General features: G+C 34.9%; 26 protein-coding genes and 1 pseudogene. 18 read left to right on the top strand and 9 right to left on the bottom strand.

Annotated elements, in window-relative coordinates; translation table 11 throughout:
* Positions 1-4: 4 nt before the first annotated feature.
* Together C5F50_RS08445 and C5F50_RS08440 are read right to left on the bottom strand one after the other, a co-directional pair.
* On the bottom strand, positions 5-298 hold the full coding sequence (locus C5F50_RS08445) for a hypothetical protein (RefSeq protein ID WP_179370921.1): 294 nt from the start codon (positions 296-298) through the stop codon (positions 5-7).
* 153 nt (positions 299-451) lie between these two features.
* Complete coding sequence (locus tag C5F50_RS08440) at positions 452-733, bottom strand: hypothetical protein (protein ID WP_179370920.1); 282 nt, start codon at positions 731-733, stop codon at positions 452-454.
* 288 nt (positions 734-1,021) lie between these two features.
* On the opposite strand from C5F50_RS08440, the gene C5F50_RS08435 reads away from it, so the two are divergent.
* The 4 genes from C5F50_RS08435 (at position 1,022) to C5F50_RS08420 (ending at position 4,072) form a co-directional block, all read left to right on the top strand.
* On the top strand, positions 1,022-1,213 hold the full coding sequence (locus C5F50_RS08435; protein ID WP_179370919.1) for a hypothetical protein: 192 nt from the start codon (positions 1,022-1,024) through the stop codon (positions 1,211-1,213).
* Between the two features lie 46 nt (positions 1,214-1,259).
* Positions 1,260-2,366, top strand: coding sequence for a DHHA1 domain-containing protein (locus C5F50_RS08430; protein WP_425340040.1), 1,107 nt, complete (start codon positions 1,260-1,262; stop codon positions 2,364-2,366).
* 105 nt (positions 2,367-2,471) lie between these two features.
* Positions 2,472-3,587, top strand: coding sequence for a DUF3179 domain-containing protein (locus C5F50_RS08425; protein WP_179370918.1), 1,116 nt, complete (start codon positions 2,472-2,474; stop codon positions 3,585-3,587).
* Positions 3,584-4,072 carry a hypothetical protein gene (locus C5F50_RS08420; protein WP_179370917.1) on the top strand — a complete coding sequence of 163 codons (489 nt, stop codon included), beginning with the start codon at positions 3,584-3,586 and terminating at the stop codon, positions 4,070-4,072. Before C5F50_RS08425 ends, C5F50_RS08420 begins: the two co-directional genes overlap by 4 nt.
* Here C5F50_RS08420 and C5F50_RS08415 read toward each other — a convergent pair.
* The 4 genes from C5F50_RS08415 to C5F50_RS08400 all read right to left on the bottom strand — a co-directional run bounded on the left by C5F50_RS08415 (position 4,059) and on the right by C5F50_RS08400 (position 7,552).
* Positions 4,059-4,427, bottom strand: a complete 369-nt coding sequence (locus C5F50_RS08415; protein WP_179370916.1) for a PPOX class F420-dependent oxidoreductase — start codon at positions 4,425-4,427, stop codon at positions 4,059-4,061. The genes C5F50_RS08420 and C5F50_RS08415 overlap by 14 nt on opposite strands.
* Positions 4,420-5,268: a PEFG-CTERM sorting domain-containing protein gene (locus tag C5F50_RS08410; protein WP_179370915.1), complete on the bottom strand. Its 849-nt coding sequence runs from the start codon at positions 5,266-5,268 to the stop codon at positions 4,420-4,422. Before C5F50_RS08410 ends, C5F50_RS08415 begins: the two co-directional genes overlap by 8 nt.
* A gap of 448 nt (positions 5,269-5,716) precedes the next feature.
* On the bottom strand, positions 5,717-6,172 hold the full coding sequence (locus tag C5F50_RS08405; RefSeq protein ID WP_179370914.1) for a RidA family protein: 456 nt from the start codon (positions 6,170-6,172) through the stop codon (positions 5,717-5,719).
* A gap of 219 nt (positions 6,173-6,391) precedes the next feature.
* Positions 6,392-7,552, bottom strand: a complete 1,161-nt coding sequence (locus C5F50_RS08400) for a TrmB family transcriptional regulator (protein WP_179370913.1) — start codon at positions 7,550-7,552, stop codon at positions 6,392-6,394.
* A 159-nt stretch (positions 7,553-7,711) separates the two neighbouring features.
* On the opposite strand from C5F50_RS08400, the gene C5F50_RS08395 reads away from it, so the two are divergent.
* From C5F50_RS08395 to carB, 5 genes and pseudogenes are all read left to right on the top strand, one after another.
* Entirely contained in the window at positions 7,712-8,269 is a 558-nt protein-coding gene (locus C5F50_RS08395; protein WP_179370912.1) for a hypothetical protein, read from the top strand.
* Complete coding sequence (locus tag C5F50_RS08390) at positions 8,257-8,757, top strand: hypothetical protein (RefSeq protein ID WP_179370911.1); 501 nt, start codon at positions 8,257-8,259, stop codon at positions 8,755-8,757. Before C5F50_RS08395 ends, C5F50_RS08390 begins: the two co-directional genes overlap by 13 nt.
* Positions 8,758-8,766: 9 nt before the next feature.
* Complete coding sequence (locus C5F50_RS08385) at positions 8,767-9,960, top strand: AAA family ATPase (protein WP_179370910.1); 1,194 nt, start codon at positions 8,767-8,769, stop codon at positions 9,958-9,960.
* A 165-nt stretch (positions 9,961-10,125) separates the two neighbouring features.
* Positions 10,126-11,241, top strand: a complete 1,116-nt coding sequence (gene carA, locus C5F50_RS08380) for a glutamine-hydrolyzing carbamoyl-phosphate synthase small subunit (protein ID WP_179372974.1) — start codon at positions 10,126-10,128, stop codon at positions 11,239-11,241.
* 91 nt (positions 11,242-11,332) lie between these two features.
* Positions 11,333-14,491 (top strand): annotated as a pseudogene (carB, locus tag C5F50_RS08375) (carbamoyl-phosphate synthase (glutamine-hydrolyzing) large subunit); the annotation flags it as partial.
* 13 nt (positions 14,492-14,504) lie between these two features.
* Here carB and C5F50_RS08370 read toward each other — a convergent pair.
* Complete coding sequence (locus C5F50_RS08370) at positions 14,505-15,251, bottom strand: metallophosphoesterase (RefSeq protein WP_179370909.1); 747 nt, start codon at positions 15,249-15,251, stop codon at positions 14,505-14,507.
* Positions 15,252-15,286: 35 nt separating this feature from the next.
* Between C5F50_RS08370 and C5F50_RS08365 the strand changes: the two genes are divergently transcribed.
* The 3 genes from C5F50_RS08365 (at position 15,287) to C5F50_RS08355 (ending at position 17,165) form a co-directional block, all read left to right on the top strand.
* Entirely contained in the window at positions 15,287-15,589 is a 303-nt protein-coding gene (locus C5F50_RS08365; RefSeq protein ID WP_179370908.1) for a hypothetical protein, read from the top strand.
* Between the two features lie 73 nt (positions 15,590-15,662).
* Complete coding sequence (locus C5F50_RS08360; RefSeq protein ID WP_179370907.1) at positions 15,663-16,859, top strand: RNA-guided endonuclease InsQ/TnpB family protein; 1,197 nt, start codon at positions 15,663-15,665, stop codon at positions 16,857-16,859.
* A 54-nt stretch (positions 16,860-16,913) separates the two neighbouring features.
* Positions 16,914-17,165 (top strand): hypothetical protein, encoded by a 252-nt coding sequence (locus C5F50_RS08355; protein WP_179370906.1) that lies wholly within the window; start codon positions 16,914-16,916, stop codon positions 17,163-17,165.
* Here the strand turns inward: C5F50_RS08355 and C5F50_RS08350 are convergent, their stop codons facing one another.
* The gene (locus tag C5F50_RS08350; protein WP_179370905.1) at positions 17,166-17,465 is read right to left on the bottom strand and encodes a hypothetical protein; all 300 of its coding nucleotides are present in this window, start codon (positions 17,463-17,465) and stop codon (positions 17,166-17,168) included.
* Positions 17,466-17,554: 89 nt separating this feature from the next.
* Between C5F50_RS08350 and C5F50_RS08345 the strand changes: the two genes are divergently transcribed.
* From C5F50_RS08345 to lsrF, 3 genes are read left to right on the top strand one after another with little or no spacing between them, the layout of a single operon-like run.
* Positions 17,555-17,848, top strand: coding sequence for a V-type ATP synthase subunit F (locus C5F50_RS08345; RefSeq protein WP_179370904.1), 294 nt, complete (start codon positions 17,555-17,557; stop codon positions 17,846-17,848).
* 40 nt (positions 17,849-17,888) lie between these two features.
* Positions 17,889-18,917 carry a zinc-dependent dehydrogenase gene (locus C5F50_RS08340; RefSeq protein ID WP_179370903.1) on the top strand — a complete coding sequence of 343 codons (1,029 nt, stop codon included), beginning with the start codon at positions 17,889-17,891 and terminating at the stop codon, positions 18,915-18,917.
* On the top strand, positions 18,907-19,800 hold the full coding sequence (gene lsrF / locus C5F50_RS08335; RefSeq protein WP_246282013.1) for a 3-hydroxy-5-phosphonooxypentane-2,4-dione thiolase: 894 nt from the start codon (positions 18,907-18,909) through the stop codon (positions 19,798-19,800). Before C5F50_RS08340 ends, lsrF begins: the two co-directional genes overlap by 11 nt.
* 1 nt (position 19,801) lies before the next feature.
* Here lsrF and C5F50_RS08330 read toward each other — a convergent pair whose 3' ends face one another.
* The gene (locus C5F50_RS08330; protein WP_179370902.1) at positions 19,802-20,206 is read right to left on the bottom strand and encodes a YybH family protein; all 405 of its coding nucleotides are present in this window, start codon (positions 20,204-20,206) and stop codon (positions 19,802-19,804) included.
* A 163-nt stretch (positions 20,207-20,369) separates the two neighbouring features.
* On the opposite strand from C5F50_RS08330, the gene C5F50_RS08325 reads away from it, so the two are divergent.
* The 3 genes from C5F50_RS08325 (at position 20,370) to C5F50_RS08315 (ending at position 26,139) form a co-directional block, all read left to right on the top strand.
* A complete protein-coding gene (locus tag C5F50_RS08325) occupies positions 20,370-22,256 on the top strand; it encodes a sensor histidine kinase (protein WP_179370901.1) in 1,887 nt (628 codons plus the stop codon).
* 95 nt (positions 22,257-22,351) lie between these two features.
* Positions 22,352-24,949, top strand: coding sequence for a hypothetical protein (locus C5F50_RS08320; protein ID WP_179370900.1), 2,598 nt, complete (start codon positions 22,352-22,354; stop codon positions 24,947-24,949).
* Between the two features lie 41 nt (positions 24,950-24,990).
* Positions 24,991-26,139: a hypothetical protein gene (locus tag C5F50_RS08315; protein WP_179370899.1), complete on the top strand. Its 1,149-nt coding sequence runs from the start codon at positions 24,991-24,993 to the stop codon at positions 26,137-26,139.
* Positions 26,140-26,199 lie beyond the last annotated feature (60 nt).

Raw genomic sequence — 26,199 nt, 5'->3', positions numbered from 1 at the left:
CCAGTCATCCGTGGATTTCCAAAGTTTTTTTTGTTTCAGATTCAGCAGCCCATCCTCTTTCAACTAGTTTTGAAATGGTTTGCTCTTTTACACATGCAGGAGAACCGTCATATTTTTGAACTAGACTGAGTCTGGGATTGCAAACTATTTCATGCCATGCAGTTCCAAATTTTTGTTGCCATAACGGTGACAACTGAGGATGTGATTCGCTTATCATTGCAGATGGGATCATCGGACCTCCATATTGTGCATAAGAACTAGGCATTGTCAACATAATTCCTACTGAAACTAAAGTCAAAAAAATTACAAAATATTTCATAATATGACTGGAGAAACGATACGAAGCTCATAAAGTGTTCTAGTCTTCAGTATTATCTGAATCTCTTCTGGATGGTCTAATTGGAATAAACATAACTGTCATGATATGACATTGTAAAATTTGCTTAAAACACTAACGAACGAATCGTTCATGCCAAATCATCAGGCAGTCACGGTAATGTCTGCCCCGCAATGTATGCAAAAATATGCCCCATTTGGAGTCCAATAATGCACCCCCTAAACCTGCTGGAAGAAGATTTTCTACATTATTGCCAGAATTTTCATATTGATCAATAGCATTTTGAAGCATAGTATATGCAGGATCTAACTCATCATTTTTTTGTTTTATTTCATTTAGAACTACTTGTGTTTGTTTACTCACTTGATCGATTTCAGAAGATTTTTCACCAGTCATTCTATTCTTTTATTAGTGTAAAATAATTAAGATTTTCTCTCAATTTTAAAATCAGGTTTAGTTATGACATTTCTTTTGGTCTGTCTATATTCCCCCACGTCATGTGTGGTAGAACCAATTTGAACCATTTTGGATAATTTATGCCTGAAATTGAAAATTACAAAGGACGTTTCGTAATATTTTCAAGTATCAAAGACGAATTTTGACAAATTTTGTAAACAATTTGCAACGTAATTAGTCTAATATGCCAACTTTTGGTCATAAATGATAATTTTTAATCAAAAATTAATGAGCCCAACGGAGCGTAAACGCCTCGAAAAATTAGATGAATTGGTACTAAACGCATCCTCTAATGAATTAAAAAAGATTCAAGAAATAGACCATCAAACTCAGATGGAAGGATTATCATTTTATGATGTATATTTAGACTCTAGTTCTTTAATCCATCAAAGCATCAAAAAATCTTTTCGGGAATCCTAAATTTCATTCTTAATTTAAATGAGGGCTATTAATTTTTCAATTCATATTGTCAGTATCTAAAACCAAAAAATCTTCAACTAAAAAGACTGTTAAAAAAACAGCAACAAAACAAGCTACTAAAAAAACTCTGGCAAAAAAAGCTATTAAAACCCCAACAAAAAAATCTGTTAAACCACAACGAACTAAAGTAATTTGTATTTCTCACAAAGAAGATTGTGATGGAATTAGTTCTGCTGCCCTAATTAGACAAGCTTTTGGCGGAGATGCAATTCTAGTTGACTACCCTGGTCAAATGGAAGCACTAAACCAAGTAGTTTTAGATGAAAAATTAAAATCATTATTTATCTGTGATCTGGGTCTAAGCAAAAAAACCCAAGATGAATTTATTGACATTATGACTATTCTGAGAAAAAACAAAGTCTCAGTTACTTACATTGATCACCATGATATTGATCCCAACGTTGTAAAGGCATTAAACAAAATCAAAGTAAAGGTAATTCACGATACCAATGAATGCACTGCAGTTTTAGCTTACACTGCCTTCAAATCAAAACTCAATGACCATGCATCATTTGTTGCAGCATGTGCTGCAATTACTGATTACATGGAAACCAGACCAATTGGCTCAAAATTATTGCAAATCTATGACCGACAATTTGCATTGATTAGTGCAACTGTTCTCACATATAATATCGTAGGACATCAAAAAGAGCCCGATTATCTATTGTATTTAGTTGAGGAATTAGCAGAATCCAAATTCCCACACGCAATACCTAATACATTTGAATTTGCACAAATTCAAGTCGAAAAACTATCTCAAATGATTGCCAAAGTAAAACAAGGAATGAAGACCATGAAAAATCTGGGTTATATGGAAATTCTTGATGCAGGTGCCAGTGGCGCTGTTAATTTTGTAATGGGGCTGTCTGGAAAAGACGTAGGTGTTGCATACAAAGAGCGCGTTGATCATGGAATTTATGCAGTATCTGTTCGTGGTTCTAAAGACTGCAAAGTACATTTGGGAAAAATTGTCAATATACTGGCAACTAGCCTTGGCGGTTCTGGCGGGGGTCATGACAAAGCATGTGGCGCTGTAATTCCAAAACCCAAAATAAAAAAATTCATAACTGAATTGAATAAAAAAATAAAATAGTCATTTAACCCTAGTTTTTTCAAAAATGTGAGGTTTCTTACAAAAATTCACCGAAATCAAATTGGAATAATCGTTTAATATTCTGAAAACAAAACTTAATCAAAATTGAATCTCAAAGTAATTTTACCAATTGTGATGGCATTTGTGGCACTTGGGGCATTAGCTATTTTGTATGAGGAAGAGTCTGCTCCACAAGCCACTTTTTCTAATTCTGACGAATCTAGCGTACTGTCCTCAGAACCCGTAATTATGGAGACTGATGGAGTAAAACATCTGATTCCACTTGATAGGATTAAAGGTGGCGGTCCTCCAAAGGATGGAATTCCATCAATTGATAATCCAATATTTACAAATGTGCGTGACTCTCAGTTCATGTCTGATTCTGACACTGTAATTGGACTGGAGATTAACGGTGAGGCAAAAGCTTATCCTATTTTTATTTTGGTCTGGCATGAAATTGTTAATGATTATGTAGGCGGAGTGCCAGTTGCAATAACTTACTGCCCTCTTTGTTATACTAATCAAGTCTTTGAGAGAGTGATTGATGGACAGGAAGTCACGTTTGGAACATCAGGAAAACTCTACAACAGTAACTTGTTGATGTATGATAGGTTAACTGAATCCTATTGGAGTCAAGCACTTGGAACTGCAGTAAAAGGGGAACTAACTGGATACCAATTGGATTTGGTTCCATTTGATGTCATTACTTGGGGTGATTGGAAGAAACTTCATCCTGACACTAAACTTTTAACAACTGATACTGGATACATTCGCTCATATGCTACTGATCCTTATGGTAATTATTACACCGAACCTCGAATCATGTTTCCCGTAGAGCATAGCGATGACAGACTGCACCCAAAAGAAATTATCATTGGATTTAATGAAGATGGAATTTTCAAAGCTTACAAACAAAATGACATTGAATCAGAAATTCTGATTAATGACTCTGTTGGTGAAACTCCTGTGATGTTGATATCATTATTTTCTGAAAACTCTCGTGCATTTGAGAGGACAATTAATGGTGATGTCTTAGACTTTGTGTATGAGGATGGAAAAATCCTAGATGTACAAACGAATTCTGAGTGGAACTATGATGGATTGTCAATATCTGGTCAACTTGAAGGGATGCAGCTAGAACGAATGCCAATTGAACCTGGATTTTGGTTTGAGTGGGTTGCATTCCATCCTGAAACTCTAGTTTACGGTGATGTGCAATGAGGCCAATCAGAAAAGCGTCCCTTGTTGGAATCATTACAATTGCAGTATATCTTACTGTCGTTGTAATTACCACCCCTGCATTAGAACCATTATCTGCAATCAGTGCTGCATTTCAACTAAACTCTGTTGTGATTATTGGAATGGGGCTTGGGATTGGATTGCAAGTCTTTCTCTCAGAGAAAAGCAAAATGCTAGGCTGCAAGTTAGATGTAAAGAAAAAAGCCTTTGGCGGAAATACTGGAAGTACTGCTGCCACATCCTTTTTTTCCTTCTTTTCTTTGGTACCTTTAGGTTGCTGCGGTTGGTGGCTGTATGCATTGTCCTTACTACCAAGTGTTGTAGGGACCGGAGTTTCAGCAGTACTGATAGAGTATAGTCAAGTTTTATCTTATGTGGGGCTGGCAATAATTTTTGGATTTGCAGGACTGACAGCTTACAAATTAAAAAGAGAGATGAAATTACGTCAATCTTTTAGTCTATCTTAATTGAAAATGCGAAAAATTCCCCCTTGCTTTTACTCAAGAATTTTGCAATCTTTGCCATAAATCCGTATTTTTGGTCTCTCATTTTTACTGCTTCTTCTGTTTCTTTGTCTGTTAAAATCTTGGCAGTGCCTGATATCCACTCTCCTGTAACTTTTCCTTTGATGGTGCATAATGCAAATTTTACTTTGAGATTATTTTGAAGACGTTTGACTTTACCTGTCTGACTTCGTGTGACTACATACAGTAAATCATCTTTAACTACAAACCAAACTGGAGTTTGGACTGGTTGATCATTTTTTCTATATGTTTCAAGTGAAATATATTTTTCTGATTTTATCTCATCTAAACTAAACATGGTTGTTTTGATGAATTCTGGAATTAATATTTGATGGTATGGCAAGTTTTGATTTTGCAGAAACAATAATTATTGAAATTATTGATATAGCTAAAACCAGTAATGCTACAACTCCAAATTCTGGTATTACTACTCCGTCTTTGATCTCAACTTTGATTGATTCGTTATACTCTGATGATGCTCCTTGGTTTGCAGTGATGCTATACATGCCATCCTCTTTCCACATTGAACCGCCTGTCTTGATTTCAATTTCAAAATCCCCCTGTGTTCCAGGTGTGACTTGATCAATTGTAATCAAGTTTCCTGCTGGTGACTTGACAACTAGTGTGATGTCTGTGTCTCTATAACTTGTATTTCCTTTAATTTTGATAATGTCTGAGCCATTTTCTGCCTCAGCTAACATGGATATGCCTCTTGTAATGTTTGATTCTTTCTCTACAATTCCTGCTGGCTCATGTGGCTGGGCCGTTGGATTTCTTGGAATCTCTTGGAAGATTACTGTGAATTGTGTTTGTGCAACTGCTTTTGTATCATCATGACTTGCAGTCACAATGTATTTTCCTGCATCAAAGCTTGGAATTGGTGGATTTAGTAATTTTCTAAATTCTCCATTGTCATCAATTACTACTTGCGGTGCAAAGACTATTGCACCATTTGGTTCGATGACTCTTAATTTTACTGGCTTGTACTGTGAGACATCGGTAATTTTGCCTGTAACCCAAATTGACTCAAGTGCCTTAATTTCATCGTCTGATGTTTGCACTTTTATGGTTGGTTCTGCAAAAGCTAAAGTAGATACCATTGATATTGTAAATAACAAAAACAATGGAATCTTTAGCATTATTACGCTGAATTTTCCTGGTATATGAATCGTTTCTTAAAATGAATAGTAATACTCTTATCTCTGAATTTAATTATCTGCATTTTTCCTTTTTCTTAAAATTTTTTTAATTTGTCTGTAACCTAAAACTGGAAGAATGCAATAGACACATCCTATCTGTGAGATTGAGCAGCAGCACAAACATTGGCATTTTCCTTTTTCATGGTTACATTCTTGGCATTTCATATTTTTTACTCCTAGGCTTTGATCGTAGTCTTGTTTTGCAACAGGGACATGAATTCTCTTCTGTGAAAAAAAACAATGCACACAATGAACACCATTTCTGACCAATTTTGTAGCGTAGATTGTTTGTAAATGAAGTTGATTTTAATCTTTCACACAACCCTCTGCACATCTGAACCATGAGTCGATTTGCTCAAAAATCTATTTAAGAAAATTGCCAAATTGTCTATTCTGAAAATTCAACTATTGCGTCAATTTCAGTCATTGAATTTAATGGCAAACTGGCTACTCCTACTGCAATTCTTGAGTGTTTTCCTTTTTCACCAAATATCTCAAAAAGTAAATCTGATGCTGGGTTGATTACTTTGGGTTGTTGAGAAAATTCTGGAACAGAATTTACAAAACCTGTTAATCTAACTATTTTTGAAACTTTGTCCAAATCCCCTAACTCTCTTTTCATTTGGGCTATTATGTTAATTGCACACATTCTTGCTGATTTTTGCGCTGTATCTAAATTGTCATCTGAGACTTTTCCTGTAAAGATTACTTTGCCATCTTCTATTGGAATTTGTCCTGAAATGAATAACAGATTTCCTGTTCTAATTACTGGTACATATGACCCTGCAGGAGTTGGTGGGCTTGGTAGTTTTATCCCTAATGACTGTAATTTTTCTTCAATCATGATGCAATTGCAATGCTTTATCTGAATTTATTTTTACCTACATTTTGAATTTTTAAAATTTTTTACAGTTTGACTAATTCATTTTTTATTGTGAATAGATCTAGATTTGCGATGCATGAACATCATATTAAATCTTGTTTGTTTGAAAACTACACTTTTTCCAATATGCTCTGTCACAATATTGAGAAAAACATTAGCAAAAATCAATAACACAAAAAATTAGTTTTTGATTATTTTGATGTGAATTTTTTCGCCTTTATTTGCATTGTTTTGATATATCGTTCTAGTTTTATATCCCTGTTTTTGAAGACATCCGTCTAAAATTGATGCCCATGGCAATGAATGCCCGCTGTTTAATTTTGATTCTACTGTGATGTTTCTTGTATTTGCCTCAAAGTAGACATGCCCTGAACATGTGATTTGCATTACTGCATCCATTATCTCAATTACATCATCTAATGATTTTGATTTGAATGATATGCCATTTTTTTCTAATAGTTTGAACATGTCTGATTCAGGTCTTTTTGATAACATTGTAGAATTTAGAATGTATGTTAAACCCATCTCATTTACTGTTTTAATTATTTTGTAAATCTCTTGGGCTTCAGTTTTTGACATATCTGCTAGTGCTTCAGTTTTTATGGCATTCTTCCAAACATTTGAAAATATTTTTTCCTGATTTGAAGATAGAATATCCGTCGATGAAAAAATTGCCCCTTTCCCATTATCGTTATTTACTAAAAGCAACTCTGTTTCATCAAACATAAAACAATTCTGAGTAATTTCTGATGCCCTGATTTCTATCCCATCCGGAATTTTTCTATATGATTCTGAACAAATTTGAGTTGGAGGAACAAGAATTTTTATATCTAGATTCCTACGTGCAACTGAAACTAATTGTTCTTTACATTCAGCTAACAATCCAAAACCCCACTGATCTGTCATAATTTTGACTGATGATTTGGAACCCTCGATCATAGTTTGGAGTTGCACTAAAACATTGTTAGCGCTGACGTGAAAATATCTTTTCTCTTCTGAACCTCTTGTTTTTCTGCTTTCCTCACTTGCTTTTTTCAAGTTAGATACCAATGAGTTCATTGCATTTACCTTGTTGATTTGTTCGTGAATAATTCCATCAAATGCGTCTTCTGGAGCAATTGCAGTACACATAATTGGTTTGCTCTTTGAAATAATGGCTAGTTTCTTGTTTTCTAATTTCAACAATGTTGGATAAATTTTCGTCCGAGGAATCTCTGAATAATATGCTAATTCGCTAGCCGAAATTGTGCTCTTTGCAATCAGGGCTACGTATGCCTGTGCTTCATATTTGCTTAATCCAAATTCTTCTAAACTTACTGTTAATACGCGCTCATTTTCCATGACTTTACTCTATTTGTTATTAGGTAAAATTGAGAGCTAAATTCCTTTACACAAATACTCAAAAAAAATCGAAATTGTATCTACAGATACGTGTAACTGTAGTTACTAAAAATATTGTGACATCGTCCTCAAATACAAAATCTAGATGAAAATATTGGTATGATGGTAAAATACGGTGAAACAGAAAATGAAAATATTTCACATTCAGTAACACTTGTTCCAAGATTATCTTACTCTGCAAATCTATTGTCTGAAATTATAGATGTTTTATCAGAAAAACTAAATGATCTGAAAAAATCTAATTGTGATTTTGTTTTATTTTTTGATGAAACTAACAAAAATCATCTTAATGCAATAGAGTTGGAGAGAATCTTGGCTATTTCTCTAGATGTTCTCTTACAAATCAAAAAAAGAATTGCAACCATCTCTGGTGTCCGCAGCATTCCTGAGGCACTCCCCTCATCTATCCCTATTATTAGAACTATCAGTGCTCAGTTGTTTAGCATTACTCCTAAATGTAGTCAAAGTTTATCTGAATTATCTGTTCATTTAGGAAGTATTGTTTTGGATTCGGCAGCTCTCACAAAAGCAAGATTTGATTTTAGCCAATCAAATCATGAATCATCGATATTTCTTGATGAAGTAAAATTGATGGTGGACTCTAAATTAAGTAAGCAGTACCCTAATGTTGATTTTTTTAAATTATGCAATACTTGATAACTCTATCCACTAAACGAGATTTTACAAAAGATATTCAAAGAATTAAAAATATTTCATCAAAAATTGATAAAAAACTCTCAGAAGTAAAACCTTCAGATGATGTAAAAATTGATAAACTGAGTTTTGAAGAACTGCAGGATTTAGATAAAATTGTTAAAATTGCTGATTTTATGATGTGTAAATACGCTGATAAAAAAGAGATGAGTTTGATTCTAAAGCATTTCACCTCAATCATCTCTGATACTGCCACCTCTCTTGAAGATCTTGATGATGAAATTTCTGAATTAATCCTTTCAGCTGAAGACTCTATTAACAAAGTAAAAGATATGCATACAAATATCTCTGATAAATCTGATTTTAAGAAGAATTATCTGAATGGTCCCGACTATGATGAAGAGGAAACAAGTGCAATTAATTTAACCAATTTTGTGACAGAGATTAACACCGTAGAATACCAACAAAATTCTCAAAGACATACTGCGTAGGTAATTGAGATGAGTTTGGCCCCCCAAGAATTAGAAAACACTGCAAGCAAATATGCTTCAGAAGCTATCAAATTTGATTCACAAGGTGCACGAGGAATGGCAATTACACATTATCAACATGCCATTGACTCTTTGGTAAAACTATTGCAATTATACCCAACAAGCAAACTTAATCAAATTTACAAAGATAGGTGTAATTCTTATCATAATAGAATCAGTGCATTACAACAGGCTCATGGTGTAGAACCTGCAGTAGACCCAAAGGCATCTGAAGACGAACAAAAGAAATCTGTTCAAAGGCAAGAGAATGAAAATGACTTTGAAGAACTAATCATGAAAGAAAAACCAGACGTTACTTGGGACCAAGTAATTGGGTTAGATGATGCAAAAAGTGCTTTACGTGAATCAATTGTTTATCCAACTAAAAGACCTGATTTGTTTCCTTTAGGTTGGCCAAAAGGTATGTTGCTTTACGGACCACCAGGTACTGGAAAAACAATGCTTGCAGCAGCAACTGCAAATGAGATGGATGGTTACTTTATCAATGTCGATGCATCTTCAATGATGAGTAAATGGCTAGGTGAGGCAGAAAAGAATGTTTCAAAATTATTTGCTATGGCAAGACAATATGCTGAAAAAGAAGGCAAACCTGTTATTTTATTTGTAGATGAAGTGGATTCATTGTTAGGTTCTAGAAATAGTGAAGTAGGTGGTGAAGTTAGAACTAAAAATCAATTCCTAACTGAAATGGACGGTGTTAACGGTAAAGGCAAACAACTGATGTTGTATGTAATTGGTGCAACAAACAAACCTTGGAGTCTTGATTGGCCTTTCCTTAGAAGATTCCAAAAGAGAATCTATGTTTCTCTTCCAACACAAGAAGCAAGAGAAAATCTGTTTGAGCAATACACTGAACCTCTAAGTAAAAACCTCAATGTAAATAATTCTGAATTGGCCAAACTATTTGATGGCTACAGTGCAAGTGATATTAAAGATGTCTGCCAAGCTGCTCAGATTAAAACGGTTCATGAAATTTTTAATGCTCCTGACTATCATGAACCAGTTGAAGGCGAAGAGCCAGTAAAACCAAGAGAACTTACCACATCTGATTTCAAAGATATTATGGCAAGAAGAAAACCCAGTGTCTCACTTGAAATGATTCGTGCATATCACAAGTGGAGCGAAGAGTTTCAGGCACTTTAGAACTTCTAATCTTTAATGTTTTGAAAAACCCACTATATGATTCTGATTTAGCGATCACTTTTTTCATTTTAATTTCCACATAAAACTTAAATTCGCTTTCTAGCGGACTTATCGAGGGTCACAATTACTACAAAGAAATCAAACCACGCAAAAAAGTTTGGAAAACTGATTTTTGATGATGGAACTGTTCTTGATGGCGAAGGATTTGGTTATTCTACTACTGCTTTTGGTGAAATTGTCTTTAATACTGGAATGGTAGGCTATACTGAAGCACTTACAGATCCCTCGTACAGTGGCCAAATTCTTACCCTCACATACCCATTAGTTGGAAATTATGGTGTTCCAGACTCTTCAATTAAAGACAATGACGGAATTCCCAAATTCTTTGAGTCTGATAAAATCCAAGTTCGGGGTCTAGTTGTTCATGAATTATCCTTAACTGCAAGTCATTGGAATCTTGCTATGACTCTTGATGAATGGTTATACAACGAAAAGATTCCTGGAATCTCCGGCATTGATACTCGCGAACTAACAAAAAAGATTAGAACTGGCGGAGTCATGATGGCCGCACTGGTTGTATCTGATTCTGAAATCAATGTTGAGGAGATCAAAAAACAGTTCGTATCTGCACCTCGTTATGATTCTGAGCAATTCATGAATGATGTATCCACAAAACAAGAAAAAATCTATGGTGATGAAAACCAATCTGTTGTAGTTATTGACACTGGTGCAAAAAATGCAATTATTAGAAATATTCGTGAGATTGGTTACAAAGTAATCCGTCTTCCATGGGATACTTCATATGAAAAAATAATGTCTTATCATCCAAAAGGCGTTGTACTCAGTAGTGGTCCAGGTGATCCACAGAAATGTCCTGACACAATTGATACTGCTAAGAAATTAATTGAAAATAATATTCCTACATTGGGAATTTGTTTAGGTGCACAAATTATTGGCATTGCAGGAAATACTGATACTTACAAACTAAAGTATGGACATCGTGGTCAAAACAAACCTTGTATTAATTTAGAAAATAATCAAGTTTATGTTACTAGTCAGAATCATGGATATGGAATTACTCCGGAATCTCTTGAAAACTCTGAATTTAATTTATGGTTTACAAATGCAGACGACAAAACAGTCGAAGGAATAAAACACAAAAAACAAAAGTGTATTGCAGTACAGTTTCATCCCGAAGCTGCACCTGGTCCTTATGATTGCAAGTTCGTCTTTGAAGAGCTACAACACCTTATGGAGGAAGGAACATCTGCCAAAGAATGAGTCGTTAAAGAAAATTCTTGTACTTGGAAGTGGGGCAATAAAAATCGGAGAAGCCGGCGAGAGTCGCTAAAACGACCGTCAATTTGACTACTCCGGAAGCCAATGTCTCAAAGCCATACGGGAAGATGGACTGAACAGTGTTTTAATCAATCCAAACATTGCAACAATTCAGACTGACACACGATTTGCAGATCAAGTGTACCTTCTTCCTGTAAACCAAGAGTACGTGGAATCTATTATCGAAAAAGAAAGACCAGATGGAATTATGCTAGCATATGGTGGCCAAACTGCTCTTAATTGCGGGGTTGGCCTAGAGGAATCTGGCATTCTCAAAAAATATGGTGTCAAAGTACTTGGAACACAAATTAAAGGAATTCAAAAAACGGAGGATCGTCAACTCTTCAAGGATTCCATGAGTGAATGCAAGATCCCTGTTCTGAAAAGTAAAACTGTCACAAATTTTGATGATGCAAAAAAGGCAGCAGACGAATTAGCCTATCCTGTAATAGTTAGAGTCGCCTATACTTTGGGTGGACGTGGTGGGGGAGTTGCATATAATGAAATTGAACTTCATGAAATTGTTGAAAGAGGTTTCAAGGCAAGCATAGTTGGCCAAGTTCTAATTGAGGAATACATTGGGCATTGGAAACAAATTGAATATGAGGTAATGCAAGATTATGATGGAAATAATGTAATTGTTTGTAATATGGAGAATGTTCTATCAATGAAAGCCCACACTGGTGATAATATTGTAGTTGCACCTTCACAAACAATTGATAATCACGAATACCATATGTTACGTTCTGCTGCATTGCGTGCAACAAAACATGTTGGAATTGTTGGAGAATGTAACATCCAATATGCACTTGAACCAAAATCTGATAGATACGTTGCCATTGAAATTAATCCCAGACTTTCACGTTCTTCAGCTCTTGCAAGTAAGGCAACTGGATATCCACTTGCATACATGTCTGCAAAAATTGGACTTGGTTACAACTTATCTGAACTAGTAAACAGAATCACAAAAAATACCACTGCTTGTTTTGAGCCATCACTTGACTATATTGTATGCAAACATCCTCGATGGGATTTTGAAAAATTTGAACTTGTTAATAGAAGACTTGGACCTACTATGAAATCTGTTGGTGAAGTCATGGCTGTGGGAAGAACATTTGAGGAATCATTTCAAAAAGCAATCCGAATGTTGGATATTGGAAACGATGGACTTGTTCTAAACCGCGCAAATGGAAAAACATACACTGAAGAGGAAATTGAAGATAAACTCTCTCATCATGACGATCACATTATGTACAATGTTGCAATCGCACTGAAAATGGGGATCTCAGTTGAGAGAATCAACAAACTTTCAACAATTGATCCTTGGTTTATTGAAAAAATAAAAAACATTGTAGATATTGAATCAAAACTAAAAACATCCGAACTTGGGGTATCTCTTCTTTGGGAAGCCAAAAAAATGGGCTTTTCAGATAAACAAATTGCTCGTGCTAAAGGATTCATTCCTGATGATATACGTAATTTACGTAAAAAATTAGGTGTCTTGCCATCTGTAAAACAGATTGATACACTAGCAGCAGAATGGCCTGCAGTAACCAATTACCTCTATCTCACTTATGGTGGCCATTCTCATGATATTGAGATACCCTCTGATGAAAAGGGAATTGTTGTACTGGGAGCTGGTCCTTATAGAATTGGAAGTAGCGTTGAATTTGATTGGGGAACAGTCAACATGGTATGGGGTCTACAGGAAAATGGTGAGAAAAGCGTCTCTGTTGTTAACTGTAATCCTGAAACAGTATCAACTGATTATGACATTTGTACCAGACTGTACTTTGAAGAATTAACTCAAGAAAGAATTTTAGATATTATTGAATTTGAGCATCCTAGGGGTATCATCACATGTGTTGGGGGGCAAACTGCAAATAATCTCACCCCTGGTCTTGCACAACATGGTGTAAATATTTTAGGAACCAGTGCACATGATGTGGATAGAGCAGAAAACCGTTCAAAATTTAGTGCCGAGCTTGACAAACTTCACATTCAACAACCACGTTGGCAAGCATTCTCAAATCTTAATGAGGCAAAAAACTTTGCACAACAAGTTGAATTTCCTGTAATTGTTAGACCTTCTTATGTTCTTTCTGGTGCAGCGATGAAAGTTGTTTGGTCTCAAGATGAATTAAAAACATATGTCAAAGAAGCCACTGATGTTTCCCCAGACCATCCAGTTGTAATATCCAAATTTATGTTAAATTCACTTGAAGTGGATGTAGATGGAATTAGTAATGGAGAAGAAGTTGTTATTGGAGCAATTGTTGAGCATATTGATAGTGCTGGTGTTCATTCTGGAGATGCTATGATGTGTATTCCGCCATGGAGACTAAGCAATAAAATTATTGAAACAATCAATGAATATACAAAAAAGATTGCACTGACCTTTAATGTCAAAGGTCCATTTAATCTTCAATTTTTGGTTCATGATGATCATGTCTATGTAATTGAACTAAACATTAGAGCATCACGTTCCATGCCATTTGTATCAAAATTAGTCAAAACAAATCTAATCTCCCTTGCAGCAAAGGCAATATTGGATAAGCCTTTACCTAAAATTCCTGAAAATAAATGGCAAAAGATTCACAATTATGGAATCAAGGTTCCGCAATTTTCGTTTATGCAACTAGATGGTGCTGATATTGCCCTAGGTGTTGAAATGCAATCCACTGGGGAAGCTGCCTGCTTTGGAAATAGCTTCTATGATGCACTATCAAAAGGGCTTACATCTGTTGGCTATAATTTACCAGATAAAGGAACAGCATTAGTTACTGTTGGCGGTTCTCAAAATAAAGAAAAACTTGTGGCATCTATTGCAAAACTCAAACATTTAGGATTCAAAATTTTGGCAACAGAGCATACTGCTGAATTCTTTGAAGAAAAAGTAGGCCAGGTTGAAATCGTTCATAAAATCTCTGAGCCTGAAAGAAAACCCAACATTGCTGATCTTCTTTATGAGCGAAAGATTGACTTTATCATAAATATCCCAAGTACTTCAACATTGGAAAAATATGTCGGGATGTTAGATGATGAATATCAAATTAGAAGAAAATCTCTAGAGCTTGGAATTCCTGTCCTTACAACTATTGAGTTGGCAGACTCTTTTGTAAAAACTTTAGAGTGGCTTAAAACAAATAAAACTACTAAAGAACCAATTGAGCCTTATGATAAATACGATTAACCCTGTCTTAAAATTACAACACTTGCTTGATGATTGATTCGTCCCCTAAAACTGCTCCTTCTAATGACACGATCTTTGCAGATGAAATCTCCAATCTTTCTATGATTGGTGAGATTGATTTTTTGTAATGTCGTTTTTGTGTGGCATAAAAATATCTGTTAAATGATGGAACAATAATTATTTCTAATTCCCCCGACTTTGATGGAAATATTTTCTGTTTTTCTGTCTTGAGTGAAATCCATACTCTCTGCCCATTCATGATTGAATCTTCTTGAAAAAACACTGGATGTATGTGCCCCATTATGATTTTATCAATATGGGAAAAGTTTTCTGATGGCATTGTATGTCCGTGTGTTAGCAATACATTCTCTTCAACCATTCCTGTTGAACTAATCATGGAAATATTTTCTGGTACTAATTTCTGAATATTTGCATCATGATTGCCTGGAATTAATATTACATCACATTTTTTTCTAATTTCTTCAAAAAATAAAGGAACTTCATTCCATTCGTTTCTTGATATGTTTTTGATGCTTGATTTTATATCTCCTAGCAGAATCACTGAATCAGGATTCTCCGAATCGATAATTTCTGATAATTCTTGAATTGTTTCATTAACTGTTGAATTTTTTCCTATAAAAATCTCGTTTGATTGCAAAGCACTCTCAAATCCTAAATGAATATCTGTTACTATGAGATTCTTTTTTTTACCTTCTAAAATTAATGCAGGTTTTGATGGGATGATTCTAGTTTGCAACATCAAAGTTATACTGTACATATCCTGATTAAATCCTTATGAGCAAAGACGTTGATAGAGTCGAAGTCCTAGTTTCTGAAAAACGTGTTAAATTACATGTTTTTGAACCTAGCCAAAGAAAAATTTGGACCGTGGTTGGAAAAGGTGAAGAACACTGGATTGATCCTGATGGAAGTTATTGCTCTTGCCCTGGATTTTATTTTGGTCAATTAAATGGGAAGCTTTCTTGCTACCATCTTGACTCTGCAAGATTAGCGCTAAAAGAAAACAAAATCGAAAAAATCATTTTTTCTGATGATGAATTCACTGATTTTCTTTCAGGATTAATTTCAGATTTGTAATTATTGACTATTCGGGTTCTGTGAAGTTATGGAAACCTGAAACCTTAATTAAAATAATAAATAATGATAATTGTTGAAGACAATCAAGTCAATAAAACAGAACGTTCCACAAAACCATGATTTAGATTCCATGATGGAAACATTCCGTAAAATGGTAAACCATTGTATCAGAATTGGATTAGAAAACAACTGCTCTACACTGAAAAGACTTTCCATGTTATCATACCATGAACTATCCAGATATGATATTTTGTCATCCTACAAACTAAACGCCATATCACAAGCATGTGGCAGGCTCTCACAAATGAAACAGTCAATCAAAAGAGGCAGAAAAACAAAATCACCATTTGTCAGAAAGCAATTCCTGACAAACTGCTATGGAATTAAAATTAACGGTTCATTATTATCAATCCCATACAAGCCAAGACAGCCAATCCATATTTTACTGAATCATCACACTCTAAAAATTCTGTCAGACCCAACCATGACTGTACGTTCATTCTCACTGACTGCCTTCAACATCAGTTTGTGTATCTCAAAAGAGATTGAAGAGATAGAATGTACCAAGATAGTCGGCATTGACAGGAATTTAAGAAACGTAACATGTGGCAATGACAGTCTAGTAACATTCTACAAGACAAACAAGTTACTCTCAATCAAACAAAACACAATTCATGCCAGAGCAGGATTCAAAAGAAACGATCACAGAAAGAAGAGACAGTACTACAAGAATCTGCAACAAAGACTACAAAACAGAACCAAGCAATTCATCCACAAAATCTCAAAAGATATTATAAATCATGCAGTAGAGACAAAATCTGCAATTGCTTTTGAGGACTTGAAGGGAATCAGAAAACTGTACAGAAAGGGAAATGGTCAGGGTAAAAAATACAGAGGAAAGTTGAACGGCTGGCAGTTCTATGAACTGCAAAGACAGGTGCAATACAAGGCATTGTGGGTTGGAATCCCAGTTGTCTTTGTTGACCCGAAACGCACAAGCAAGTTGTGTCCGATATGCGGAAAGAGAATCCAAGAGGACATACAAAACAGACGTAAATTATTGTGCACTAATTGTGGCAAGAGCATGGACAGGGATGTAATAGCATCCATGAACATTGCCCACAAGGCGTGGTCTAGGTTTACCCATGCCAAAGGCGATACAGGTGAAGCGACAAGTGAACTTTTTTCACGAATGTCGGAACCCATATGTTGTAATTACAATGATGTGGCAATCCGAATAGTCGATGTATCAAAGTCGAGGTCTCCATGACTTCACAGAACCACTATTCGAACGTGTTAATAACTAGAAATTGTATCGAAAATTATGGATGAAGAACAACAAAATTCTGAAATTGAGAAAATTGCAAATTTGATGGTTCATGATGGAATATCTCCTGATGAACAAGATGAAACAAAATTAGAAAAATACAAAAATCTAATCAAAGATGATTGCAGTCTTGATGATGATTCATCAATGAAATTGGTTTATGAAACATTACTTTACAGAAAATTAAAAAATTCTGATTCAGGTGACATTCTAGAAAAAGGTACTGATTTTGGTGCCGGATTTAGTTGATTATTTTAACTGAATAGAATCAATATCATCTTTTGACACGCCTTTCCAAAGTCCTATCATTCCTTCTGGTTCTACCTCCTCAACTTTGGTAATTTCTTGAATTTTCACATGATCTGGATTTGGAGGCATCCATAACATTGCCATATAATCTCCGACATTTCCAACTTTGTTTGGTAATGCCATGATGACTTTGTCCCTTGAGAATCCCTTTGTTGTGAGTGCATTCATTGCTTTTTCTTTAAGATCCATTCGTCCGTGCAGGAATAAGTACACGTCCTTTTGAATATCAATTTCTACCATGAATTCACTGATTTTTTAAACTAAATCAATCTTTCTTGATCTACACACTACCAAAAAGGGTTAAATTAGAATGGACAAAAATTTTAACTGTGAAAATCTTCACTGTTGGCAGCAAATCGTTTGTTACTAGTTTCCAATTAGCAGGTGTTCCAGGAATTATCTCTGAAACTCCTCAAAAGGCTTTGAATGAAATTAAGAGACTAACTGACGATTCTGATGTTGGACTAGTATTGGTAAGTGATGATATCACTGAACCAATTAATGATGAATTAACAGCACTAAGAGCAGAAAAATCTACTTTGGTTTTTGCATTACCTGCAACTGGAAGTGAAAAAACTGAAATTGATTACAGAGTTATGCTGAAAAAGATTCTTGGTGTATGATTGCTTAATCTACTTATATTCAATTTTCTAATGAGTTGCAATGAAAACTGCATCTGTTAAAGAACCATCTGTGATTTCTGTTGATGAAACTGATAAACCATCAATGGGAAATGGTGATGTTTTAGTTCAGATGAATGCTTGTGGAATATGTGGCTCTGATTTAGAAAAGGTCTTTGGCCAATATGGTCAGCCCTCAATGCGTTTAGGTCATGAACCATCGGGAATAATTTTGGATGTTGGTTCTGCAGTCACCGGATTTAAAAAAGGTGACCGGGTATTTACTCATCATCACGTTCCATGTTATGATTGTCATTTATGCAATCATGGAAATGAAACCATGTGTCCAAAATACTATGAAACAAATCTTTCTCCATGTGGATTATCTGAAGAATATGTTGTACCTGCCTGGAATGTATCTCACGGTGGTATTTTGAAAATCTCTGACTCACTAAGTTTTGAAGAGGCTGCAATGATTGAACCTTTAGCATGTTGTGTTAGGGCATGGACAAAATTTTCCTATCATGAAGGTGACTCTGCAGCAATTTTTGGGGTAGGTCCTACAGGTATGATGCATGTAATGTTGGCACATGTAAAAAAATTCTCAAAAATTTTCTGTTTTGATGTTAATGACTTTAGATTGGACTTTGCAAAAAAATTTGACATTACTGATTCAATTCACTCTATGGATGAAAACAGAAAGCAAAAAATTTTGGATGGTACTGAAGGAAGGGGTGTTGATGTAGCAATTGTAGCTACTAGTAGTCTCAAGGCACTAGAGGATGCAATAGATATGGTCCGAAAAGGAGGTTCTGTTATGCTATTTGGAGTTCCATCAAAAGGCGCACAACTAAATTTGGACATGAGTAAAATTTACTCTAAAGAAATAACTCTGGTAACTAGTTATGCTGCTTCCGATAAAGATACCAAAGAAGCACTCGAGCTAATCGAATCCTCAAAAATTGATGTCAAACAACTAATCACTCATACTTATTCCATTGATGATTCTCAAAAGGCATTTGATCATGCACGTACAGGTGAGAATGCAATGAAGATAATCATTGCAAAATAAGAAAGGCTTAAGAAAGGTATTTCGATTATTTCAAATTCGAAGAGATATGGATTGGGGATTAAAAAACAGAATTTCAAGCATCATCAAGCCACAAAATAACCGTGCATTAATGTTGGCCGTAGACCATGGATATTTTCTGGGTCCTACTGAAAAATTAGAGGATCCAAAAAAGGTAATTGCTCCTCTCTTGAAACATTGTGACTCTTTAATGGTTACAAGAGGGGTTCAAAGGACATGTGTTTCAGCAACAACTGACACTCCTATGGTATTGAGAGTCTCTGGCGGCTCAAGTATAATTGGCGAGGACCTGTCTCAGGAAGACATTACAGTATCCATTGAAGATGCAATCAGACTAAATGCCTGCGCCCTTGCAATGTCCATCTTTGTTGGTTCAAAATATGAATATCAAACTATTGTTAATCTTGGAAAATTAGTTGGTGAAGCTGAAAGATATGGGCTCCCAGTTTTGGCAGTAACTGCAGTTGGAAAAGAACTTGGCAAAGATGCTAGATATCTTTCCTTGGCATGTAGAGTAGCTGCTGAACAAGGTGCACATATTGTAAAAACTTACTATTGTAATAATTTTGAAAAAGTCGTTCAATCATGCCCTGTACCAATTATTGTTGCAGGTGGGAAAAAAATCCCTGAACGTGATGCATTACAATTAACGTACAATGCAATCAGAGGTGGCGCAGTTGGTGTTGATATGGGTAGAAACATCTGGCAATCAGAGCACCCAGTTTCAATGATTCGCGCAGTAAGATCAATAGTGCATGGAAACTCAAATGTTGATCAAGCATTCAAACTCTATAAAAAATTAGTAAGCGAAGAGTCCAAAAAGAACTCAACCACACCAAAAAAACCATTCAATCCTGAAAAATAGTTCATACGCCAATCTTTGATAAATGAATATGTGCAATTTTCCATGTTGGTTGTTTTACTAAAACAAATGTTGCTCTTCCCTCAATTGAAATATGTTCGCCTGTGTAAGCTTTGGTATCTACAAGCAATCCTTTCTGATTAATTTCCATTGCTACTACAGCTGTATTATTAAATACACTAATCTTTGTATTTTTTATCTGATAGTCATAATCTGAAATACTGACAAACTTCAACTCTTCTAGCTCAATTGTTGTTTGAAAATCTTTTAGATCAAATGGTGGAACATCACTAAAACTTGAGAAATTCGGATCGTTTAACTGTATTTTTTGTAACAATGCAAAGTCTTTTGTTTTTCCACACTCAAAAAAAGATTCAATAATTTTTATTATTGCTTCTTTATCTTCCAACTTCAGAATTTAGTGTTGTATGCTCTATATAGTTAATTGTTTTAAAATGGTGGTTTGTTATATCTGGTAATTTGATGAATTTCAATATTTTGTTTGTAGAGGATTCTCTTACTGGTAAATTTCAACTTTTAGAATATATGTGAATGAGGATCAGATAAATAAAATGAAAATTGGAATTAAAATTTTACTAAGTTTTTTTGTAATTATTGTCTCAATAGGTGTCATGGGTTTTCTTACTATTACGACTAGTCAAGAAAAAATTATTCATGAAATTGGAACTGACCATTCTGAAACCTTGTCTCAAACAATGTATTTTATTGACGATGGTATGAGGGAGAAAATCTTAGGCCTTGTAATGCTTTCTGATGAAATCTTTGTCGAGAAATTCTTAGTGGATTCCAACTCCAATTATGACGTTCCAATTGAAATGTTTACCAACAATACTGCTGATGTTGGGCCTGTATCTTTTTCTGTAAATGAAATTCTAAATAATGATCTGTCGATAAAACTACAAAACTCTGCAAGATATATTGAAAATAAATACCGATATGAACTTTACAACGAGATTGTTGTAGTTAATCCACACGGTTTCATAGTGGCATCTGTTAAACCCCTAGACGATGTTTCTGTAGACAAAAGTGATTGGTGGGATGCTGTTGTAACTACCGGATATTTTATTGGTGATGTACAGTTTGATGAAGATTCTAAAATCTACACACAAGACCTTGCGTATAAAATTTCTGATTCAGATGGAAATTTCATTGGTGTTCTAAAAACTAATGTCAAACTACAGGACATTATAATCATGATCTATGATCTTAGATCAAAAAATAAATTCTTGGATTCTGACATTTCTTTGATTGATTCTTCCGGAAAAATTCTTTATGATTCAGCTGATCCTGAGTTTGGAAATTATGTGCCACTACCTGAATATGTCATGATGTCTGAAACATCTGACTATCTTCTTAGTACTGATCAATTGGGAATAGATACCATTCATGTTTATGCTAAATCTCAACCCCAAAGAGATTTTCCAAGTCTTGGATGGACACTAGTCTTAAAACAAAATACTGATGATCTGCTAAAACCTGTGGTAGGTCTAACTAACACTATCTTGATTATATCGATTACAACCATAACCTCTGCAGTGATGGTGGCAATTTACGTCCGTTCTTCTATCTCTAAACCTTTGGTCAAACTCAAAGATGCGTCTGTCAAAATCGCTGAAGGTGATTATGATGTGGATATCGATGTTAAAACCGATGATGAGATTGGTGATCTTGCAAATAAATTTGATTATATGAAAGAAAGTATCAAATTTACAAACGAAAATCTGCGAGAACTAATAAAACTTAGGACCGATGAATTGCAAAACGCTCTTGAAGAAATCAAGAATAACCAATCATTTCGAGATGAAATGACCGAATCATTTACAAAAAAGATCCTAGCCCCAATAAGTTCTTTAGTTAAAAACATAGAGTTATTTAAAAACGAACAAAATCCAGAAACACTGCTGTTCGTAGAAAATGATCTTATGCAACTAAAGACAACCACTGATGATTTTATTGATTATTACATGACAAGAACTAATACGACACAATATGATATGACAGACACTTCCATCAACCAACTCATGTCTGAGTCAGTTGCTTTGTTTGACAAACATCCAAAATCCAGTAACATCTCTTTACACATAGATGATGATGACGTGAAAGTATTTGTTGATAAGAAAATGTTCAAACGGGCAATATTCAATATCCTTGACAATTCTTTGAAACATTCAACATCCGGTAAAATAGACATCAAAACTCGAAAGATTGGCGAAAAACAGGTTGAAATTATGATATCTGATGCTCGGGAAATTAGTCCTGATCAGTCCCTTGATAATTTATTTGAGCTGAAATCCCCTGATGCGCAAACCGGTGATGATCCAATTGGGTTGTATGTGGCCAAATCCATCATAATTGAACATGCTGGAACAATTCATGCGCAAAGTAATGATTTTGGTGGCGTGACCTTCTTCATAACACTTCCAATCTTTGAAAACTAGGCTCGAGGTATACAAAAGCGATCAGAATGGATCGTTTTTTTAATACATTTCGTGTTAATATCGGTAAATGAGATGGATCGATCCTAATGGAGCATTTGACTAGTAGGGAACTAATTGAAAAGATAGAATCTCTGATTGCCACCAGTGATGATGATACTGGTAAGTTAGAGAATATTTTATCCTCTTTGAAAAAAGATGCTCCTCTGGCTTATTCTGATTGGGCATACATACAAAATAAGTTAGAACAGGAATCTGAATTATCTGATTCTGAAGTTAATTCACAAAAATATGCTGATTTGATCTCAAAATTAATCGAACAGGGATTTGGAGATACTGACCGACTTCGATATATTCTTCATTCCATACAACAAGAAAAACCACTACACACTTCTGATAAAAATTTTCTTGAACAAACTTCAAAGTCATATTATTCCAAACAGGTAAGCCAAGATGCATCTTCTTCTGATTCTTTTTCTGAACAATTAAAATCAAAGCGGGCAGAACTGGAGTCTCTCAAAAAAACCTATGATGATTCAAAAAAAGGTTACATGCAAGAGAAGATTGAACTTGAAGAAAAAATATTTCAACAGCAGAAAGAACTGGAAAAACTATCTAAGGAAAAAGATTCTACAAAAACAGAATCCACTCAAACTGACAAAATAATTGAACATGCAAACCTTGAGGAACAAATCCAGCAACAGCAAGAAGAACTAAAACAAAAATCTCGCGATTATGAAATTGCTTCCAAACGAGCGTCACTAGAAAAAGCAAGATTGGAAGAGCAGATCAAACTACAACAAACTGCAATTGAAGAACTGGTCAATGATCGAGATGAATCACAACGCAAGATGCTTTTAGAACAAACAAAACTGGAAAAAGCAAAACTGGAAGAAAAAATTGCATCACAACAAACGGATCTTGAAAAATTAATCGTTGAGCGAGATTTACTGAAGAACAAAAATCGTACTGAACAAGATAATTTGGAAAAAGTCCGACTAGAAGAACAAATTCGTGCACAAGAAGCAGAACTTGAACAGCTGGCAAGCGATTATGAAACACTTCTAAATAAAACCGCATCTGAAAAGCTCACACTTGAAGAAAAAGTAAACACATTACAATCTGAGATGAAGTCAATGTCCTCTGAAACCCAACAACTTGAAAAAAACTTCTTAAACGAGAAGGCTACACTTGAGGCTGAGATAAAATCACAACAAGCACATCTTGAAAGTCTAAGACTGTCAGACAATTCATCTGTATTAGATGTTGGACAACAGGACAAAAACGCTGAACTAAACATGTTAGTTGAAGATTATAAACACAAATCTGCAGAGCTTGCACAAATTGCCAAAGAATACGATGAGACAAGAGCAAAGGCAGAATCTGAAAAAGCCGCACTGGAAGAGAAAGTACAATCAATGCATACCCAGCTTGAATCTCTAAAGTCACAAGACTCCTCCATGCTAGAGGCACAGCTGCAAACAAAGTCTGCAGAGCTTGCACAAATTGCCAAAGAATACGATGAGACAAGAGCAAAGGCAGAATCTGAAAAAACCGCACTGGAAGAGAAAGTACAATCAATGCATACCCAGCTTGAATCTCTAAAGTCACAAGACTCCTCCATGCTAGAGGCACAGCTGCAAACAAAGTCTGCAGAGCTTGCACAAATTGCCAAAGAATACGATGAGACAAGAGCAAAGGCAGAATCTGAAAAAACCGCACTGGAAGAGAAAGTACAATCAATGCATACCCAGCTTGAATCTCTAAAGTCACAAGACTCCTCCATGCTAGAGGCACAGCTGCAAACAAAGTCTGCAGAGCTTGCACAAATTACCCAAAAATACGATGAGACAAGAGCAAAGGCAGAATCTGAAAAAACCGCACTGGAAAAACAGGTGCAGTCAATGCATACCCAGCTTGAATCTCTAAAGTCACAAGACTCCTCCATGCTAAAATCTGAATCAATAGAAAAATCTGTAAAGGACAAGAAGCACTCATTCTTATCTAAATTACTGAAATCTGAAATAAAACAACCTCTTGAATCCTCAGATGACATCTACCACACTGACAAACTACTTGAAGCACAACTAAGAGAAGCAGTAGCAAAAGATGAAATCAACAGTACTTTACGTAATCAACAGGCCAAATTACTCGAACTTATGGAGCAGAGAGAAGCAGCAGAAAAGAAGGCTTTGCTAATCTCTCCTGTTCTTGCTAAGCAAATCAAAACACTTGAAGAAGAATTAACAAAGCTTAATCATACTAGAGAATTGGCTGAACAACGAGCATTCAAAAAGAAACAGGAATTAGAAAACGAAATCCAAATAGCTAAAGAGAGAGAATTTGAGCAAACATCTTTGGCATCATCACTTGAACTTCAAAAGACAGAATTAGAAAAAATCCGTGTGGAGCATGAATCCAGAATTATTAACCTTGGTCAAGAAGAAGCAAAATTATTAGATCAAATTAAACGAGAGAAACAACAAATACAGAACCTACTCAAAACTCAAGGGGAATTACGATCACATGTTAGTAAAAGCTCAGAGGAAATACAAGAAGAAATCAAACAACTTGAAGCACAATTATTTTCATTGGTTACTGAATATGCAGAAAAACCCATTTCTACAGAAATACTTGATACACTAGAAAACCTAAGCAAAAAATTACAGCGTCTTTTGGATGAAATCCCAAAATAACATATTAAAGTCCATATATTGGAATTGTTTTCTGAATATTTGTGAGTAATAAAATTTTATTTTTGGCAGTAGTCCCTATTGTGGTTGGTATATTGCTGGTTACTTTTCTAAACGAAGATACTCTTGATAAAAAAATACTTCCTACATATTCTGCTATTTCTTTTGGAGGGTCTGATACTGAAATATTTTTAGAAAAAACAAGTGCCATATTAGAAGAAAATCGAAGTTTACAAATGCAGGCCCAACAATATGCACAAAAAGCTACTGAAGTAGAACGACAAAAATCTGAATTAAATCAACAACTTTTAAGTCTTCAGAATCAAACCCAGGTTATTAATGAATTAAAAAAATCATCTGATGAAAGAACAGAACAATTGGAGTTTGAACTTAAAAAACTTGAAGATCAAATGGATGTTTTTAAAACAACTGCTGCTTCATCTTCAACTCCTGAACAATTATTGCAGATTGAAGAATTAGAAAAAAAATTATTGGAACTTGAAACATCTCAAAATCAAACTGATATGGATTCAATTTTTGAACAACTTTCTGGTTTTGAACAGGAGATCGTTACGCCAACTTTGTCTAAACCCCCTGTTGTTGAAATGACTGATGAAATCATCTCTTGGAGTTTTCTTGATTCTAAAAATAATAATTATTCCTTCTCTAAGGTTACTTCTCAATTCATTGACGAGGTGATAAAACTACCTGAGTCACAAGATGTAATTCCGATTGATATTGCAAGCGGTACTGTTCAAGTAAGAGACCTGTCAAAATTTGTCGTAGGCAGTATGTCTAAAGTGATGAATGAATTATATGGTAACGTTGGTTCTGATGATGAATTTATTTTTGAAGTGTGGTTTGTCGTATCTCAGTTTCATGTAACTTCATTTGAAATGCAAAATGATCCTAAGAAACCACTTGATACGTTTTCTAAAGGTGAGGGTGATAATGAAGATTTAGCCATTTTATTTGCAGACATGATAAAATCATCAACAGCAGGAAAAGACTGGCAAGTTAAATTCCTATATTTTGATTCTGACAACATATCTTTACCCCAGAAAATCAATCATGTTGTTTTGGTGATAGATAATGGGAAAAATGTCTGGGTAATTGAACCTACTGCTAAAACGATCGATGAAGCTTTTGAATCTAGAGATAGAATAAGAGGTCATGTTTTTACAATTGACTAATTGTTTTTCAATTATTACTTTTAATCCATGATTATGCGATCAAAAACATAATTTTTTTAT

Source organism: Nitrosopumilus ureiphilus, assembly GCF_013407185.1.
Lineage (GTDB): Archaea > Thermoproteota > Nitrososphaeria > Nitrososphaerales > Nitrosopumilaceae > Nitrosopumilus > Nitrosopumilus ureiphilus.
Note: the sequence above shows the minus strand (reverse complement) of the source record. Positions and strands in the feature narration are given on the sequence as shown.